This window comes from Xenorhabdus budapestensis, assembly GCF_017743015.1.
GTDB lineage: Bacteria > Pseudomonadota > Gammaproteobacteria > Enterobacterales > Enterobacteriaceae > Xenorhabdus > Xenorhabdus budapestensis.
Genome location: NZ_CP072455.1, coordinates 4,117,331 through 4,135,518 on the forward strand (window position 1 = coordinate 4,117,331; position 18,188 = coordinate 4,135,518).

The following is an 18,188-nucleotide window of genomic DNA, read 5'->3' on the forward strand; positions in this document are numbered from 1 at the left end:
AGGAAATGAATATGAACGATAGCGAATTTCATCAATTAGCTGATCAATTGATGCTACATCTTGAAGAACAACTGGATAATTATGAGGGTGATGCAGATATTGACTGTGAAACCAATGGCGGCGTAATGACACTAAGCTTTGAGAATGGCAGCAAGATCATTATCAATCGCCAGGAACCTTTTCACCAAATCTGGCTGGCAACTAAAAATGGCGGTTATCACTTCGATTACCGGGATAACAAGTGGGTTTGCGACCGTAGCGGTAACGATTTTCTTTCCATGCTGGCACAAGCAATCACAGAACAGAGTGGCGAGCCATTTCAGTTTTAATGAAGTTTTTATCCCTTCAGTGAAACAATCGACATCTTGTGCCGTATCCCAAATACGGCACTTTTACTGACTACAACTATGACCTAACTATAACCCACTCTCAATAGTGGTACAAAGAATGAAACGGGTCATTATTTGCCCTGAATACTTCATCCAGCTCCAGATCAATAATACTTCGTGTTTCATTATCCAACGGCGACTTACCATCCATAAATGGTGCTACATGAGTACGCTCGCCTTTCTTAACGATTTGATAGAACTGTGGCAAATTAAAATTGATAAAACTGGAGCCATAGGTAAAACGATCATGCGATGAAGAATAAAAACGGCTGACATCACGCACCAATTCTTCTTTACTTCCTTCACAATGGAAATAAATTTCTACCCGGTTTGATTCATCCAGAATATAGATATTGAACTCTTGATTACCTTCAATATCTTCAAAGAAAAACTGAATTATCCCTTCACAGGCAAAACCATCAATGACAGGGGGCAGATGTTTTTCTTTAGCATCAATTTTAACTGGCAGACCATGTAGCTTGGTATTTGAAATTGCACCATAGAATTCCACCGCATTTTCCAGTTTTTGCACTGAAACGTTGAGCCGTTCAAAAAACAGCCCCCAAGTTTGACCAGAAATGCGTAGTGCCTTGAAGCGGTTAGGATCCTGCCGATTACTGGAGAGACGCAACCCGATACACTCTGAAACCAACTGCTGGATGCGGGTGCGAATTAATCCACACAAATGCTCGCTATAACAAAAAACTTCAACACTAGCTGGCGGTGCTGCATCTCTGTGCATTTTTCCCAGTATCGTTTTCAACGCTTCCAGCATGGATTGTTCACCGCTGAAATGCAGTGTTCTCACTTCATTCCATGAATTACGGTAAAGCAGGTCGATACTATCCACCAGACATTGCTGTGACTCACCAAAACTAAATACATCTAACTTTCTGAAATCAAAATGTACAATCTGATTGGAAAAATTTATGGTTGGATCGGTTTCCAGATTCACAATAATTGCCAGGTGGCGGATTTCACAAGGACTGTATAATGCCTTTGGCGTCGGTGCTGGCAATCGGATAGGGAAATGAGTAGAAATATCACTCACCAAATCGCGCAATTTCTTCTTGTCAGTCTGAAGCTCGCCATGATGAATATGAATACGGGTTTTTTCCGTCAGCAACCCGTTGAAATATGTCCATGCCACCAATTTGTTCAAATAACGATTATATTCCAGCGGTTGATGACCAATGATGGATTCTATTGCGGGCGCTCGATTATAAAGATACCAGCCACTACGATTTGCCCGCCCTGGTGGGACATAAATAAATGTCAAATCTTGTTCTGACAAATCCAGCGAAATTTGTGGGTTTACCAACGTGATTTTACCCGGCAGCGCCTCAAACGCAGCATACAATTTACGGGTCAATACGCCAATGTCTTGTGGGCTAGCACTCACACTTAAATTGTTACGCCGGGCAAAACGGATAAGATTGCGATAACTCTGCATCATGGTATCCAGCAGTTCATTGTGAGCTGCGCGTACCTGCTCGATTTTCCATGAGTTACGGTTATCCAACATTGCCAGTTTATCGTTATTCCAGCCCCATTCCTGCACTAACTGAGAGATAATCTGATGTCGCCATCCTGAGCACTCTTTACTATCGTCACCACTTTCCTGAATTTTTTCGCAAACCTTCAGGTAAAAGCAGCGACGTGCCAAATCCAAACGTGTGATGTCGTTAGTATCGGTAAGGTATCGGGTAACACGATCAAGCATCATGCTGTAAGCATCAAGGCCAAAAGAAACAATCGAGCCATCATGGAAATGCTGTTTCATCTCCATCGCCAGCAATTTGCCGTGCGGGTATTCCCACGAATAGGCTTCCAGCAACAGGCTTTTCAATACAGATTTATAAGGAGAATCTACGCTTTTATAAAGCTGCCACAGGCTGGCGCCAAAATATTCTTCTGCTGACAATTCACCTAATCCGCCCAGATCCAACCACTCATTCGGGGTTAAAACACCCTGTGCATATAAAGAAAGCACGTACTCATCGTAATTTCCTTCCTCTTCCACAGGAACCATCGTCCACAACAGGCGCTTACCCGCCATGCAGACCGCAGTGCGATAAAATTCATCCAGCAGAAGGATATGCTGAGTTGAACCACAATCTTCGCCATTCAGGCTGCCGCAGGCATGATGGCGAAAGCGATTCTCATCAATCAAAAAGAAGGTTACTTCAATACCCAGTGAAGCAGCCCACTGCTCTATTAAAATACATTTCTGTTCCAGTAGCGCTTTTTCACCACTATCCAGCCAGGATTGATGACAAACCCAAATATCTAAATCAGAAAAGCAACTCTGTCCGATAGAAGAAGTACTGCCCATTGAGTAAATACCCGTAATTGGCAGTTCACCATTAAAGGAGGGTGAGAAAACTCCAGTAAGCTGGTATTCCAGGTCATTAATCCAAAATTGCTGGGTTTCATCAGGCACAAAAAAACAGACACCATGAGGAACGTCATCTTTGATATAACCCGGCATCATTGGATGATGGTAGTGTAATAATACTGGAATTAAATTATAAACCTGCTTAAACGCGGCGCTCATTGAATTAGTCGCACGCTCTAACCTAAGCTGATTAATTGCATCCAGTCGCTGCTTCAGCGTTTCAATATAAAGATACAAGAGTTTCGCCTGTTTCAGTTCCAGTGCTTACAATCGCCAGTTTCCGCTAACGCTCAGCCACCGTTAACGTCCGATACTCGTTAACAGGTCGTATTACAAGACTATTTTTAGAATTTTTTACAAACTTATTATCGGAAACGTGATCAATTTAACACCTTGCAGTCAAGGCGTAAAGTCCGCAATATCATCTTTTCATCGTCCACACAACATCTAAAAATCAATTAACTCGTTGTAAAATATTAATTTAATCACAAATTTGATACTAAAATATGTTTTTTTGAAATAGGTATTATAACTGACTATTTTCTGTATCATTGCTGTAAGGTATTGTAAACGCCGAATTTTGCATAACTGTTTCATTAATATTACTTTTAATTAATAAATATTTTTCTCTTTTTTCGAAAAAGATAAATTTCAAATAGCAATTTGATTTTAATTCAATCTTTTTGTTTATTTTCTCCATTTAATTAAAGCATTATTTTAATGTTTAAAATTATTTTTATCTTTTCGGGCTGTATATTTATATACTATTCTGGCTTTTTCTTAACTGGAAAAAAAATTATTGAAGTGTTAAAACTGAGCCATTTTTACTGTTCTATTTTTTCACTCTTTGGAGATAAAAATCTCCAATTGCCGTTAATTAATACAATTATCCAAGATAATTACCCATGACAATGAAAACCATTCGCATTGCAACTCGCCAAAGCCCTTTAGCTATGTGGCAAGCTCGATACGTTCAAAAGCAACTAGAACATTTCCATCCTCAACTAAAAGTTGAGTTAATTCCAATGATCACTCGCGGAGATATAATCCTTGATACGCCACTCGCAAAGGTTGGCGGTAAAGGATTATTTGTGAAAGAGCTGGAATTAGCAATGCTTGAAAACCGGGCGGATATCGCTGTTCACTCCATGAAAGATGTCCCTGTCGAATTTCCTGAGGGTTTGGGATTGGTCACAATCTGTGAAAGGGATGATCCACGAGATGCTTTTGTTTCAGTAGAATACGCCTCACTTGATGAACTGCCCGCAGGCAGTATTGTTGGAACATCCAGCTTACGCCGCCAGTGCCAGCTTCGCCAGTTGCGCCCTGATCTCGTGATCCGCGACTTACGTGGTAATGTCGGCACCCGTTTGAGCAAACTCGACAATAGTGATTATGACGCCATTATCCTTGCAACTGCGGGCCTTAAGAGATTAGGGCTGGAAGAACGTATCCGAATGCCATTAGCACCGGAATTGCTGCTTCCTGCTGTCGGCCAAGGTGCTGTTGGTATTGAATGCCGCCTGGATGATACACAGACTCGTGAGCTGCTTGCTCCCTTAAATCATCAGAGAACAGAGATTTGTGTCCTCGCTGAACGTGCTATGAACACCCGCCTTGAAGGGGGATGTCAGGTTCCCATTGGTAGTTATGCTATCTGGCAGGACAGTAATATCTGGTTGCGTGCCCTTGTTGGCGCACCTGATGGCAGTGCCATTATTCGTGGCGAAAGAACTACTTACGGTGAAAGAACTATTCGCGGTGAAAGAACTCACAGTGAAAAAATGGTATCACCAGAAGAGGCCCGCCTGGCGGGTATATCATTGGCAGAAGAGTTATTAGAGAAAGGTGCACGCCAGATCCTGGCTGACGTATATCAAAGGAACCCACCTGCATGAGCATCTTAGTCACCCGTCCTGCCCCCGCAGGAGAAGCATTGACCAATCAGTTAAGAGCTATCGGTAAAACAGCATTTAGTGCGCCACTTATTGCTATTTACCCTGGTGCTGAGTTGCCCTTGCTGGCACAAAAACTGCAACAGCTATCAGCGGGTGATTTCGTTTTTCTGCTATCCCAAAATGCCGTGCATTATGCCAACGAACAGCTTGTACAAGAAGGCCTCTCATGGCCTGACAAGCTATCCTATTATGGTATCGGCAAATCGACCTCCTTGCTCTTTCATCAACAAACGGGAAAAGACATTCTCTGGTCAGAGCAAGGAGAAACAAGTGAAGATCTCCTGCAACTGCCTACCTTACAGAAAATGGAGAATAAAAAGATTTTATTACTCCGGGGCAATGGTGGCCGAGAGATGATTGCTTTAACCTTGAGGATGCGGGGAGGAGCAATCGATTACTGTGAATGTTATTCACGTCAGCCAGTCAAATATTGCACAACTGAGTTCAATCATCATTGGCAACAATGTGGTATAAAAACCATCGTTGTTACAAGTGGCGAAATGTTGCAACTGTTATATAACTTAGTTACTGAAGGTGATGGCAGTGAAGATAGTAGCACTGAGAATAGCGGTAATGGCAAAGCGTGGTTATTAGGTTGCCGACTAATTGTGGTCAGCGAACGCCTCGCCAATATTGCCCGAACGCTGGGCTGGCAAGAAATAAAAGTCGCTAAGAGTGCAGATAATGACGCCTTAATGCAGGCGCTGGAATAAACCAATATGGGATGTCCATTATGACGGAACAAAAGAAATCCACTGATGCGGTTGAGACAACACTCCCTCAGAAGCCTGAAAAGGCTTCTCGTAAATCCAGAAGTTACGGATGGGTGGGCAATACACTCTCAATTGCTATTACGCTGGCAATAGGTGCGGGTGGTATTTATCTTTTTTATCATGGTAAACAACAGAATGCAGCATTAGAAGCCGAAAACCTCACGCTGCAACAGCAAGTTGCTTCTCTCGTGCAACAACAGTCTGCGGATAAACAAGATGCAGATGACAAAATTGAAGCAATGAAAAATGCCCTGGAGCAAGCCAAGACACAAAGACAGCAATTAGACAACCGCATGGCAGAACTTCAGGATCGAATGTCCGCAATTACAAATTCTGACTTCGAAAACTGGCGGTTGGCACAGGCAAATTTTCTCATAAAAATGGCAAATCGCAAGATATGGGGTGATCAGGATATTGCCACCGCGATCGCACTGCTGAAAGATGCAGACAGCAGCCTTGCAGAAATGAATGATCCTAGTTTACTGCATGCTCGCTCAGCTATTATGCAAGATATCGACATACTATCCAAAATCAACCAGGTAGATATAGATGGCATTATTCTCACCTTGAATCAACTATCAAATCAGGTAGATAACTTGCCGCTGGTTGATAGTGTGGAACAAGGGAAGCCGATGGATGAAGATGATAAAGGGATCAGTGCTTCACTCTCTGACTGGCGCGAAAATCTGAGCAAAAGCTGGCATAGCTTTATGGATAATTTCATTACCATCAAACCTCATGATGGCTCTAAAGAACCTCTGTTGGCACCAAAACAGGAGATCTATCTACGGGAAAATATCCGCTCCAAACTGTTGATAGCAGCCCAGGCAGCTCCTCGCCGACAAGTTGATACTTACAAAGAATCATTAAAATCTGTTTCAACCTGGGTAAGAGCTTATTTTGATACATCTATGCCAGATACAGCAACTTTCCTGAATGAGGTAGATAAACTGGAAAAACGACCACTTTCCATTGACATACCAGAACAGTTAAGTAGCCAGACCGTACTGGCAGATTTAGTGCGCAAGCGTATTTATAACTTGCCACACCAGTCACTTTATCAGTCCCAAGTTCAACCAGAAATTCAGCCTCAGACGAAATCTGAAAAAGGCTCTAATCAGGCAGAAACACCCGCTAAGGAGGGCTGAACATGCTAAAAATATTATTGCTGTTCATCATCCTTATCATAGGTATTGTACTTGGCCCTTTGTTATCCGGGCATCAAGGATATGTTCTTATCCAGACAGACAATTACGATATCACTACCAGCGTTACCGGTTTGGTGATTATGTTCCTCTTGCTGCAATTCCTACTGATTTTCATCGGTTGGTGTTACCGCAGATTAAAACGCACCGGTACTTTTACCCATAGCTGGATCTTTGGTGGGTATAAACGCAACCGGGCTCGGTTACAAACCAAGCAGGCATTGCTCAAACTGGCTGAAGGGGATTTTAAACAGGTTGAACACTTAATGACCCGCAATGTTGATCATGCAGAAAACCCTGTCGTTAACTATCTGCTTGCTGCGGAAGCTGCCCAGCAGCGTGGTGATTATTTTCGTACCAATCAATATATCGAGCGTGCCGCAGAAGTGGCTGATAAAGATCAACTACCTGTCGATATTACCCGTGTGCGCATCCAATTAGCACAAGGGGAAGTTCATGCAGCCCGTAACGGTGTGGATAAGTTACTCAATCAAGCACCACGACATCCAGAAGTGTTGCGGCTGGCTGAACAGGCATATACACGTTCAGGTGCCTACCAATACCTGATTGATATTTTACCTTCAATAACAAAAATTGGTTTGCATGATGAAGAACACGTGGCTCAATTGCATCAGCAAGCTTATATCGGCCTGATGAACCAGAGCATGGCAGAGAAAGGCAGTGCTGGACTGAAAGCATGGTGGAAAGATCAAAGCCGCAAAGTTCGCAATGACACTGCGTTACAGGTTGCTATGGCCGAACATCTGATTGAATGTAACGATCATGAAACTGCACAACAAATTATTCTCAATGGGTTAAAACAGCAATACGATGAACGGCTGTTATTGTTACTCCCCCACTTAAAGGCAGATAATGCTGAAGCTGTGCAAAAATCGCTTTCACATTTGTTGAAACAACACGGTGCAACACCTTTACTTAACAGTACATTGGGGCAAGTGGCATTGCGTCATGGGGAATGGTCAAAAGCAGAAACCGCCTTCAAGGCAGCTCTTGCACAGCGTCCTGATGCTCATGATTATGCCTGGCTTGCCGATGCACTGGACAGGCTGCACAAACGCGAAGAAGCCGCTCAAATACGTACTAAAGGCTTTATGCTGACACTGAAACGTGAGAGTGATACAGAAGCATAAATATTTTCCTTTAAATTAAAATTAGCCATGGTTAACGATGATTCTTAATCCAAATTGTTAACCATGGCAAAAATTTCGATACATACAAGGAGCTTAAGGAAGTTAATGCAGGGGCTGAGTAAGAAAACGCTAAGCAAAAGATAAAAAAAACACCTATCAAATAAGACAGGTGTATAAATACAATCAGGTCTACAGACGGTATAGTGCCTCACTCAACGTTGTGTCCGGTTTCTGATGAAAAGACCATATGCTTACTCATCTATAACATGAACCATAGGCACTGACAATCAGCTCTACATCATCCAGAGGTTTATGAAGCTATGCTGTCATAAGGAGTAGGATGAGTATCTACTAATTTATTAATGCACTTTTCATGCCAATTTTCTTATACCAAGCTAATTTCCTAACCTAATATCAAGATATAGCAACGATCATAAGAGAATTTCTCCCAAACTATATGGCCGGAGTGTGGCTGATATATCACCTTTCCATAAAACACGCTAAATACCGTCTCTTATTTGAGACGCCTATTCCACATGTCAGACATAGATAAGTTTAATCAATTAGTTAAATGTCTCTAATTGGAGACACAGGATGGGATGGTTTGTCGTTGAAATACAACACTGAACATTAAATAACTTTAAAAATAAAAAGTTAATAAAATTGCAAACATATAAAACAATTAATTTCAAAGTAATTAATTACAAGAAAAGAAAGAAATAGAAAGAAAAAGAGAAAATTTTCTGTTGAATACAACGAGAAAAAGCCCTGATTTTGGCAGGGCTATTTCTTTAGAATCTGGTCGGCGAGAGAGGATTCGAACCTCCGACCCACTGGTCCCAAACCAGTTGCGCTACCAAGCTGCGCTACTCGCCGAATACATTTTTAATACATCTATCTCTTTCTTATGGTGCGAAAGGGGGGACTTGAACCCCCACGTCCGTAAGGACACTAACACCTGAAGCTAGCGCGTCTACCAATTCCGCCACCCTCGCATGTCATAAAAAAGATGGGGTGGCTAACGAGACTCGAACTCGCGACGACTGGAATCACAATCCAGGGCTCTACCAACTGAGCTATAGCCACCATAACAACTATCTTTTCTTACTACCTACAATGCTGCTGACCACGATAACTCATCGTCACTGCTCTTGCACGCTTTAAATGGCGCGCCCGACAGGATTCGAACCTGAGACCTCTGCCTCCGGAGGGCAGCGCTCTATCCAGCTGAGCTACGGGCGCTTAACGCCGTTGCGGTGGAGGATAGTACGGATTTAATCTCCAACTGTCCAGTGCTTTTTTAAGATAAATAATGCGTTTGATTATGCTTTATTCATTTAGTTGATAAAGCCAGCATTTATCCACCGCAAATTGTTCCGTTGATTGAAAATCAAACTATATTTTCTATCTGTTTTTTCCCCCGGATAAACTTTGCCCCCCAATAAATGAGTGACACGATCAGCAAAAAGACCCCACCAACGATCAATGAAAAACGGGTATCAGGATTAATCGCCATGCCAATCAATACACAGGATAAGAAAATCAATGTCAAGTAATTGACGTAAGGGAAAAGTATCGACTTAAACCGGTGCTGTTTCAACGCTTCTTGGTGGTGTTGGCGGAAACGCAGTTGGCTCACCAGAATAACAAACCACGGCACCATTCCCGGCAGTACACTGGCACTATAAACATAAACAAAAACAGCCTGTGGTTCCGGGATCAAATAATTCAAACAGGAGCCTGCAATCAGGCAACCAATGGTGATCGAGATACATCTTACAGGTACACCGTTTTTCGAAAGCTTAAGCAATGAAGCTGGCAATTGACGGTTTTCAGCCAAGGCATACAGCATTCTGCCCCCACTGTACATTCCACTGTTACATCCCGAAAGCGCCGCAGTCAATACAACAAAGTTGATTACTGCTGCCGCAGAAGTAATGCCAACTTTAGCAAAAGTCATCACGAACGGGCTGCCATGAGTCCCCACTTCTGTCCACGGGAACAAGGTAACAACAATGAAAATCGCTCCGACATAAAAGATCAAAATTCGCCACAGGATATTGTTGATCGCTTTTTTCAGCGTAATTTGTGGGTTCTTAGCTTCACCTGCGGTAATACCAACCAACTCCACCCCTTGGTACGAAGCAACCACAATACAAAGGGCAAACAGGAAACCTTGCCAGCCCCCAGAGAAGAAACCACCGTGGGCAGTCAGATTATCTAAACCGATAGCTTGCCAATCATTACCTAACCCAAAAAATATCAGCCCAATACCGACCAGGATCATCACGATAATTGTGGTGACTTTGATCATAGCAAACCAGAATTCCAACTCCCCATACAATCGCACAGCAGCCAGGTTCGCTAACGCTACCAGACCAACAGCGGCCAGTGCAGAAACCCATTGGGGCAAATCAGGAAACCAGAGTTCAGCATAAACCCCCACCGCGGTAATTTCTGAAATTCCCACTGAAACCCACATAAACCAATAGCCCCAGGCTGTCAAGCATCCCCAGTAAGGGCTAAGATATTTATGTCCAAAAGCAGCAAATGAGCCAGTGACAGGTTCAAGGAACAACATTTCCCCCATCGACCGCATAATAAAAAAGACAAAAAGACCAGCAATAATATAAGCCAGTAATACCGATGGGCCAGCCCATTTCAGAGTGCTGGCGGATCCCATGAACAGCCCAACACCGATTGTGCCGCCTAGTGCAATCAACTCAATATGGCGTGCCTCAAGTCCCCTTTGCAGACTCTGTTTTGAATCACTCATAAAACTCCCTATCCATTTTTATGATGTCTATATTTGCAAATAGAAAAAATACAGGAATTGATAATCAATGGTTGTGAAGATCAGTCGTAAAAAGGCGGGGATCAAAACACGTTTTGCCCATCAGTGAAATAGAAAATTGTAAAATAGAGTCAACGGAGACGGCCAAATTACGTAGCTAGGATAAGACAACCCACCGTATCAAGCACCAATATTAAGCCATTAAGCCGGACACTATGGGTTATAACAATCAAATCGTAACTTACAGTTTACCACTGTAATAATACCCCAAAAATTTCAATAATTTGATTTGTCTGCGGATACGACTGGGCTGTGATAGCAGACGATAGAGCCATTCCAAACCTAAATTCTGCCAGATTTTCGGCGCACGTTTAACATGTCCGGTGAACACATCATACGTTCCTCCGACTCCCATATACAGTGAACCAGGATGCCCTTTTCGACAATCACGCATGAAAATCTCCTGTTTTGGCGACCCCATTGCTACTGTGACTATCTGCGCACCACTGGCATGGATTCGTCCAAATACCGCATCACGTTCTTCAACAGTAAAATAACCATCCTGACTGCCAACAATATTGACGTTCCACTGATTGCGAAGTTTATTTACTGTCTGTGCCAGAATTTCAGGTTTTCCACCCACCAGAAATACTGGTGTACCTTCGCGCCCAGCACGTTCCATCAAAGCTTCCCATAAATCAGCTCCCGCAATGCGGGACACTTGTGCATCAGGATACTTACGCCGGATAGCACGTACAATACTGATACCATCCGCATAAAGATATTCTGCTTCATCCAGCAACATACTCAGCGCATTGTCTTTCTCCGCAGTGAGTACTTTTTCTGCGTTGATTGCCACCAATGTTCCTGTTTTTACCTGCCCATCCTGAAAAAGGTGATCAAGAAAATGGGGCATTCTACGAAATCCCCACAGGCTGAGTCCTCGGATACGATATTTAGGAATGTTATTCATCGCCATTTTTTCTCCTTACACCCACCATAACAGGTGTTTTTTGTGATGCAGACAAATTATTGATGACAAATTTTCGGACAACGCCTGCACTATCGAACAACCAATACAGCAATTTCGCGGCTATCAGGCACAGGCCAAAAACGATACCAAAGAACACAACACGGGAGACAAAAGAATCTACACCTTCACGGGCAAGGACTATCATGTTAAAAATCGCCCCAAAGCAGAATGCCTGTAAAATGGCTGCTTTATAACGGTTTGTTTCCTGTTTTCCTGCTTCATAAATCCAGTCAAACCACTTGATAATCATACCAACGGCAACTGCACCAAGCGGTATAAAGAATACCCCGCCCATGACGACCAATGAACCGATTAAGGTAGGAGAAATCGCCAGACCAGAGTGGTTATCCAGCACATCCCACGTAAAGTAATTGGCTGTGTTCCAGACCAAATTAGGTCTGTCCGGCCAAACCCAGCCTGGAATAAAGACATAGAAGTCACGGATAATCGGTGCCAATCCCTGAAAATCAATTTTATGATAGTTATCCAGCAACAGAGCCAAATTCTCCCACGGAGAAAAAGTATCCCTGGTAAGGTACAGGAAGGTATAAAAAGCTTCTGCACCACTCACATCAAGGCTATAGCGCTTCAATGCCAGCCAGAACATACCAACGATCCCCATGACTCCCGCCACAAGCAACATCCACAGCGTAATCCAGCCCCGGACAATCCCAATAAACAAGAACAACGCAAACGCAATAATAATATTGGCCCGTGTTCCTCCGACAATGATATAAGTCAGAATACCGAACCCAACCGTTCCCACTAAAAAACACAGCCAGCGAACCTTAGTCGGTTTCAGGAAAAACACCACCAGCACGGCAGGAATAAAGAAATAGAAAAAGCGCTTAAGTGCCACCCCGGAAACTTGACTGGAAAATATCTGGCTATAGGACTGTAGCTTAAACAACAGAAAACCATTTTGTAGGAAGAAAGAGCCAACAGTAACGATCGCAATACCTGCCAACAGCAGCCAGGTCAGGTTGGTTTCTACCCGATTCATGGTGAACAAAGGCTTACGAGATACAACATTATTGGATGCTGTATCATTGTCAGGAATCCGATACCTGAGCCGTATTTTATAACTGACAAAATAAATGGCATAAAAACAGCCCGACGCCAGCATCGCATGTAGCAATGAATCTACCGACACTACTTGTACATCAAACTGAAAGACCAATATGCTCGTCAGTGGAAAACCAAAATAAAATGTCAGTAAATAAAGTAATGAGAAAAAGATATTGAAGTTAAACCGAACACGTCGAAACTCCTGATACATCAATGTAAGAATGAAGATCAACGAGATGGTGTAAACAACAAATAACCCACCGAATTGCGCCAAAGTCATTGAAACTCTCCAGATGCTTCCAACAGGGCAATTTTCCACCCTTCTACAAATTTAGGATCAAAAAAGGCTATCGCCTTTTTATCAAGAGACAGCATCTGACGCTGTGCTTCCTGCACCCAGTGCTTATTCAGCTCATCACCATCAAACAGAACGGGGATTTGCTGCTCGGTTAAGTCTTGCCAGAATGGATTCTGACGACTCAAAACAAATGGAATACCTGACTGAATCAACTGGCAAAGAGTTCCTATCCCCTGCTGGCGCTTAAAAATGAAATAGCCCAAATCGCATTGACGCAGCAATGACAAATAATCGTCAAAAGCCAGTTTTGTTTTCAACATCCAGATATTCTCAGCCCGGAACAACGATAATGCAGTTCGTTCTACATGTTGGATATAGGCTTGATTATTATCAGGGTAACCCATTGGCAGAATGAGACGGGCTTCTGTGCCAAATTGACGATGAATTTTGTGCAATGCTTCAATATGACGATTGGATTTATCTCCTGAATTTCCCAACAGAATAGTGACCCCTTCAGATGAAAAGGATTTTTCCTTCACCACCAGCGAAGGTGCCATACGCGTTGGAAAATACAGCAGTGAAGCCGGTACATTAGGGTTGAACGCTGCGAAATAATTGAGATCGCCACGTGTAGCAAACACCTTTCCTATCCGTTTCTGCGCTAAACGGCGTAACAGATAGAACAGACGAAATTTAAGCTGACGGGAATCCTCATACAGATCGGCTCCCCATACATGCCACCAGAATTGATGACTTTTGATTTTTCCAATCAATAAAGCTATCCACAATCCTGTATTGAACTGTCCATGAAAAAAGAAACGTCTGGCTCTGTCTTCTTGCGCCTGTGCTATTACGGCCTTCGACAGTGCCGCTTTACTCTCATAAACAGAGATGGTTAAAGCAGGATAATTCTCTGTTATCCATGAATGCTCTTGCGCCACCACCATAAAACACGGTTTGGCTGGAGAATTTATTTCCTGTGCCAAGACGTCATTAAAAAAACGCAGTAGCGTTTGATTGTGATGTGGGATATCCGATCCCAAAACGTGGATTAAGGTTGTCATGCTCGTCCGCGATAAATAATAAATACGCTACAACAAAGAATAAAATAAACAATATAAGTAGCCATATATGACTGAGCTGCTCCCAGCGCCCCATTAACGGGGATCAGCCAATGCGAAAAACTGGTCAACAATAGAAATTGACTGATTTCAGCCAATAGATAAAAACGCAGTGCTGCTTTCGCTATCACCAGATAACCAAAAACATAAGCACCAACTTTCAGAACATCACCTACCAATTGCCATGCAAATAGTTCCCGCATTGCGGTAAATTTATCAGAAAACAGTAACCAAATAACAAAATCACGCAATAACCAGACTGAAAAGCTAGAAACTGCTACGGCCGGTAAGACAAATTTCAACGCTTTCACTATCTCACTGGCAATCTCGTTTTTATTTTCCAATCGGGAAAGGGTCGGCAGTAGATAAACCGTGAAAGAAGCCGTGATAAATTGTAAATAAGCATCTGAAATACTGCTCACTCCCTGCCAGATACCAACCTCTTCCCAGCTATAACGCTCTGCCATCAAATTTCGCATCATGATGTAGGCGACTGGCAGTGTGATGGAGGTCAATAACGCCATCAGAGTGAACTTCCCCAAATGGCTGGCAATCGCAGGATCCCAGAGAGGTTTCAATATCGAAAACGCAATAACTTTACGACGCAGAAGGATAACCACTGCCGGCAACACTACCAAAGCAGGCACTAAAGCCAACCCTATCAGAGCGCCTTCATACCCCCCTAACCAATAGCAAAGGCTATAGACAATCACACCGACTAGACTACCCAATATTATCGCCAGTGCGTTTCCCTGAGCATCGCGAAATCCCTTCAAAATAGCCAGAAAATAGTTGGCATAAGCGATTCCCATTTGAATAAATGCGAGCGCCTGCACAACCATTTTGTAATGGTTATGACCAAACAAACTGATACTGATGGTGTCGCTGAATAAGAGTAAAACTATCGCCAGCAGGGTAGAAAACCCCAAAATAATTGAGGATGATGTTCCCAATACTGCTCTGAGCTTTTCCGGTTGCTGATGGTGTTCTACAACATGCTGTTCTACAACATGGTGTTCCGCAACATATTTGGTAACACCGTTAAAGATCCCCGCACCAGACAGTACACCCAGAACAGTAATGAGTTGGCGGAAATTGCCCGCCTGCCCCACGCCTGTCGGGCCAAAGGAGACGGCCAGAAGTTTTACGACCAGCAACCCGACGCCAATCTTGATTAGTGTAGAGCCAGCCGTCCAGACTGAGGCTTTGGCAAGTGACATCAGGCAAAAAATTCCTTAATGCGGCTGATGACCATCTGCTGCTCTTCATCAGTAATATTGTAAAACATCGGCAAACGCACCAGACGTTCACTTTCGCTGGTGGTAAAGCGGTCTTCACCGTGAAAATGACCACATTTCTCACCGGCTGGGCTGGTGTGCAACGCTACATAGTGGAACACTGTCAAAATATCAGCCGCTTTCATATGGCTATTAAACTCGCTACGCTCTTCTACATCTTTCAGTTTGATATAGAACATATGTGCATTGTGCTCTACATTTTCTGGCACAATCGGCAGAGTTAAAAGCCCCTTCTCAGCCAATGGTTTCAAGGCCTGATAGTAGTTATCCCATAAGGTCAGACGGCGCTGATTGATTTCCCCAGCAACTTCCAACTGTGCCCACAGGAAAGCGGCTTGTAAATCGGACAGCAGATAACTGGAGCCAATATCACGCCATGTGTATTTATCCACTTGTCCACGGAAGAACTGCGTACGGTTAGTCCCTTTTTCACGAATAATCTCCGCGCGGGAGAACATGGATTTATCGTTGATCAGTATTGCCCCACCTTCACCTCCGGAAGAGTAATTTTTGGTCTCATGAAAGCTGAAACAGCCAATATGGCCAATGGTTCCCAACGCGCGGCCTTTGTAAGTGGACATTACACCCTGTGCAGCATCTTCCACGACATACAGATTGTATTTTTCCGCCAGTGCCAAGATAGTATCCATTTCACACGCTACCCCTGCATAATGCACTGGCACGATAGCACGGGTTTTATCTGTGATAGCAGCTTCAATCTTGGTTTCGTCAATATTCATCGTATCCGAACGGATATCCACGAAAACAATTGTCGCTCCACGCAGCACAAACGCATTGGAAGTCGAAACGAACGTGTAACTGGGCATGATAACTTCATCACCCGGCTGGATATTCAGCAGTATTGCCGCCATTTCTAATGCAGCGGTACAAGAGGGTGTCAGCAGCACTTTTGAACTATGAAGAGCGTTTGAATAATTAAAACGCTTTTCCATCCACTCTTCACAACGCTTGGTAAAACTGCCATCACCACACAATTTTCCACTGGTCATCGCCTGTTGCATATATTTCAGTTCAGTGCCGACTACCGGTGGTTTGTTAAATGGAATCATTTCGTCCTCTGTATAACCAATATGCGGTGCTTTCGATTGTCGCACCACTACGTGTATAAAGGCGCAAGGCCGTGATATTGCTGATTTGTGTTGCAATTCTCAACCGTTGTATCCTATGACCATGACACCACTGCTGCGCCGCCGACATCAACTTCTTTCCAATTCCCTGGTGATGCTTTCCTGGTAATGCTGCCAGTAAACCTATTCGTGCTTCATGGCAACCGATGTTTCTCATGGTGACAAAGCCGGCAAGCCCACCACGCTGATCATTGACGAGCAAACATTCGTGATCAAAGGTTCCCAGAACCGCGTTTTCAACCCAAGTCGCGTAAAAACGGCCACTGTCATCCGGTTGATACCAAGGAGCACGGAAGCGGCTGGTTGCGAACACACGGGTCGCTGCAGCTTTCAATACCGGAATATCCGGTGGCGTTGCGATTATCAATGCCTGGTATTTATCACATTCTTCTGAACTGGTAGGTAACGAACTGACAGATGATGAATTAACAGACAACAGTAAATCCGCTTCGCCTTCCACCAGAGAGAAGTCCAGAGCAGATAACTGATCAACCAAATAGAGTTGTTGCGCAGGAACTTTCGCCTGCACCAAAGCATATTCATCCAACTGAGTTGTTGTTATCCGTCCCTTAGTAGAAGAAAACTCCGATACAAAATTTAGACGGGCAGTAGATAAACCAAAAAACTGACTATCCCATACCAAAGGCTCAATATCAGCGTGAACAGGTTCAACGTGAATAGACATGGAGTAAATCCAGCAAATATTGACCGTAACCTGTTTTTGCCAGCTCTGTCGCAGAGGCTCTTACCTGTTCCTCATCCATCCATCCATTGCGCCATGCGATCTCTTCCAGACAAGCTATTTTGAAACCTTGCCGTTTTTCGACAGTCTGAACAAACATACTGGCCTCGATCAGACTGTCATGCGTGCCAGTATCCAACCAGGCAAACCCACGTCCCAGCAGTTCAACATTTAGCTCTCCGCACTCCAAATACATCTGATTAATGCTGGTAATTTCCAGTTCACCACGGTCGGAAGGTTTCACCTGTTTAGCAAAATCCACGACTTTGTTGTCATAAAAATAGAGTCCGGTTACTGCCCAATTTGATTTTGGCTGCGCTGGCTTTTCTTCAATGGAAAGTACACGGTACTGCTCATCAAATTCCACAACCCCAAACCGTTCAGGATCCATAACCTGATAACCGAATACTGTTGCTCCGTGCCCGCGAGCCACAACACTTTGCAATTTCGGACTGAATGCTTGACCAAAATAGATATTGTCACCAAGTACCAGACAACAGGCATCATCGCCAATAAACTCCTCGCCGATCAGAAATGCCTGTGCCAAACCATCCGGTGAAGGTTGTACTACATAACTCAGGTGAATACCAAAACGATCACCATCACCCAATAACCGTTTGAAGGCAGGCAGATCTTCCGCAGTAGAAATAATCAGGATGTCGCGTATCCCTGCCAGCATCAAGACTGACAACGGATAGTAGATCATTGGCTTATCATAAATAGGCAGTAACTGCTTTGATACACCGCGTGTTATTGGATAGAGACGAGTACCAGAGCCACCTGCCAGTATAATGCCTTTCATGCTGTCCCCC

The 18,188-nt window shown here is 43.6% G+C and carries 14 protein-coding genes and 4 tRNA genes; 5 read left to right on the forward strand and 13 right to left on the reverse strand.

The window, feature by feature from the left end:
- The first annotated feature begins 11 nt into the window (after nucleotides 1-11).
- Nucleotides 12-329, forward strand: a complete 318-nt coding sequence (cyaY, locus tag HGO23_RS18165) for an iron donor protein CyaY (RefSeq protein ID WP_099134221.1) — start codon at nucleotides 12-14, stop codon at nucleotides 327-329.
- 100 nt (nucleotides 330-429) lie between these two features.
- Here cyaY and HGO23_RS18170 read toward each other — a convergent pair whose 3' ends face one another.
- Nucleotides 430-3,024: a class I adenylate cyclase gene (locus HGO23_RS18170; RefSeq protein WP_209027435.1), complete on the reverse strand. Its 2,595-nt coding sequence runs from the start codon at nucleotides 3,022-3,024 to the stop codon at nucleotides 430-432.
- 668 nt (nucleotides 3,025-3,692) lie between these two features.
- Between HGO23_RS18170 and hemC the strand changes: the two genes are divergently transcribed.
- From hemC to hemY, 4 genes are read left to right on the forward strand one after another with little or no spacing between them, the layout of a single operon-like run.
- Nucleotides 3,693-4,685 (forward strand): hydroxymethylbilane synthase, encoded by a 993-nt coding sequence (hemC, locus tag HGO23_RS18175; RefSeq protein WP_209027436.1) that lies wholly within the window; start codon nucleotides 3,693-3,695, stop codon nucleotides 4,683-4,685.
- Complete coding sequence (hemD, locus tag HGO23_RS18180; RefSeq protein ID WP_209027437.1) at nucleotides 4,682-5,458, forward strand: uroporphyrinogen-III synthase; 777 nt, start codon at nucleotides 4,682-4,684, stop codon at nucleotides 5,456-5,458. Before hemC ends, hemD begins: the two co-directional genes overlap by 4 nt.
- A 20-nt stretch (nucleotides 5,459-5,478) precedes the next feature.
- Entirely contained in the window at nucleotides 5,479-6,666 is a 1,188-nt protein-coding gene (gene hemX, locus HGO23_RS18185; RefSeq protein ID WP_209027438.1) for a uroporphyrinogen-III C-methyltransferase, read from the forward strand.
- 2 nt (nucleotides 6,667-6,668) lie between these two features.
- Complete coding sequence (gene hemY, locus HGO23_RS18190) at nucleotides 6,669-7,874, forward strand: protoheme IX biogenesis protein HemY (protein WP_209027439.1); 1,206 nt, start codon at nucleotides 6,669-6,671, stop codon at nucleotides 7,872-7,874.
- 799 nt (nucleotides 7,875-8,673) lie between these two features.
- Here the strand turns inward: hemY and HGO23_RS18195 are convergent.
- The 12 genes from HGO23_RS18195 to rfbA form a co-directional block, all read right to left on the reverse strand.
- Nucleotides 8,674-8,750 (reverse strand) — tRNA-Pro (locus tag HGO23_RS18195).
- 32 nt (nucleotides 8,751-8,782) lie between these two features.
- Nucleotides 8,783-8,869, reverse strand: a tRNA-Leu gene (locus tag HGO23_RS18200).
- A 15-nt stretch (nucleotides 8,870-8,884) separates the two neighbouring features.
- Nucleotides 8,885-8,960 (reverse strand) — tRNA-His (locus HGO23_RS18205).
- 79 nt (nucleotides 8,961-9,039) lie between these two features.
- A tRNA-Arg gene (locus tag HGO23_RS18210) sits at nucleotides 9,040-9,116 on the reverse strand.
- Nucleotides 9,117-9,264: 148 nt separating this feature from the next.
- Nucleotides 9,265-10,650, reverse strand: a complete 1,386-nt coding sequence (gene thrP / locus HGO23_RS18215; RefSeq protein WP_099134214.1) for a bifunctional threonine/serine APC transporter ThrP — start codon at nucleotides 10,648-10,650, stop codon at nucleotides 9,265-9,267.
- Nucleotides 10,651-10,909: 259 nt separating this feature from the next.
- Entirely contained in the window at nucleotides 10,910-11,647 is a 738-nt protein-coding gene (wecG, locus tag HGO23_RS18220; RefSeq protein ID WP_209027440.1) for a lipopolysaccharide N-acetylmannosaminouronosyltransferase, read from the reverse strand.
- Complete coding sequence (gene wzyE / locus HGO23_RS18225) at nucleotides 11,634-13,049, reverse strand: ECA oligosaccharide polymerase (protein WP_209027441.1); 1,416 nt, start codon at nucleotides 13,047-13,049, stop codon at nucleotides 11,634-11,636. Before wzyE ends, wecG begins: the two co-directional genes overlap by 14 nt.
- Nucleotides 13,046-14,131 carry a TDP-N-acetylfucosamine:lipid II N-acetylfucosaminyltransferase gene (locus HGO23_RS18230; RefSeq protein WP_209027442.1) on the reverse strand — a complete coding sequence of 362 codons (1,086 nt, stop codon included), beginning with the start codon at nucleotides 14,129-14,131 and terminating at the stop codon, nucleotides 13,046-13,048. The genes wzyE and HGO23_RS18230 overlap by 4 nt, the downstream gene beginning before the upstream one ends.
- Complete coding sequence (gene wzxE, locus HGO23_RS18235; protein ID WP_209027443.1) at nucleotides 14,128-15,408, reverse strand: lipid III flippase WzxE; 1,281 nt, start codon at nucleotides 15,406-15,408, stop codon at nucleotides 14,128-14,130. The genes HGO23_RS18230 and wzxE overlap by 4 nt, the downstream gene beginning before the upstream one ends.
- Nucleotides 15,408-16,556, reverse strand: a complete 1,149-nt coding sequence (gene rffA, locus HGO23_RS18240) for a dTDP-4-amino-4,6-dideoxygalactose transaminase (RefSeq protein WP_209027444.1) — start codon at nucleotides 16,554-16,556, stop codon at nucleotides 15,408-15,410. The genes wzxE and rffA overlap by 1 nt, the downstream gene beginning before the upstream one ends.
- A complete protein-coding gene (gene rffC, locus HGO23_RS18245) occupies nucleotides 16,543-17,319 on the reverse strand; it encodes a dTDP-4-amino-4,6-dideoxy-D-galactose acyltransferase (RefSeq protein WP_209027445.1) in 777 nt (258 codons plus the stop codon). The genes rffA and rffC overlap by 14 nt, the downstream gene beginning before the upstream one ends.
- Nucleotides 17,303-18,178, reverse strand: a complete 876-nt coding sequence (gene rfbA / locus HGO23_RS18250; RefSeq protein ID WP_099134207.1) for a glucose-1-phosphate thymidylyltransferase RfbA — start codon at nucleotides 18,176-18,178, stop codon at nucleotides 17,303-17,305. The genes rffC and rfbA overlap by 17 nt, the downstream gene beginning before the upstream one ends.
- Nucleotides 18,179-18,188 lie beyond the last annotated feature (10 nt).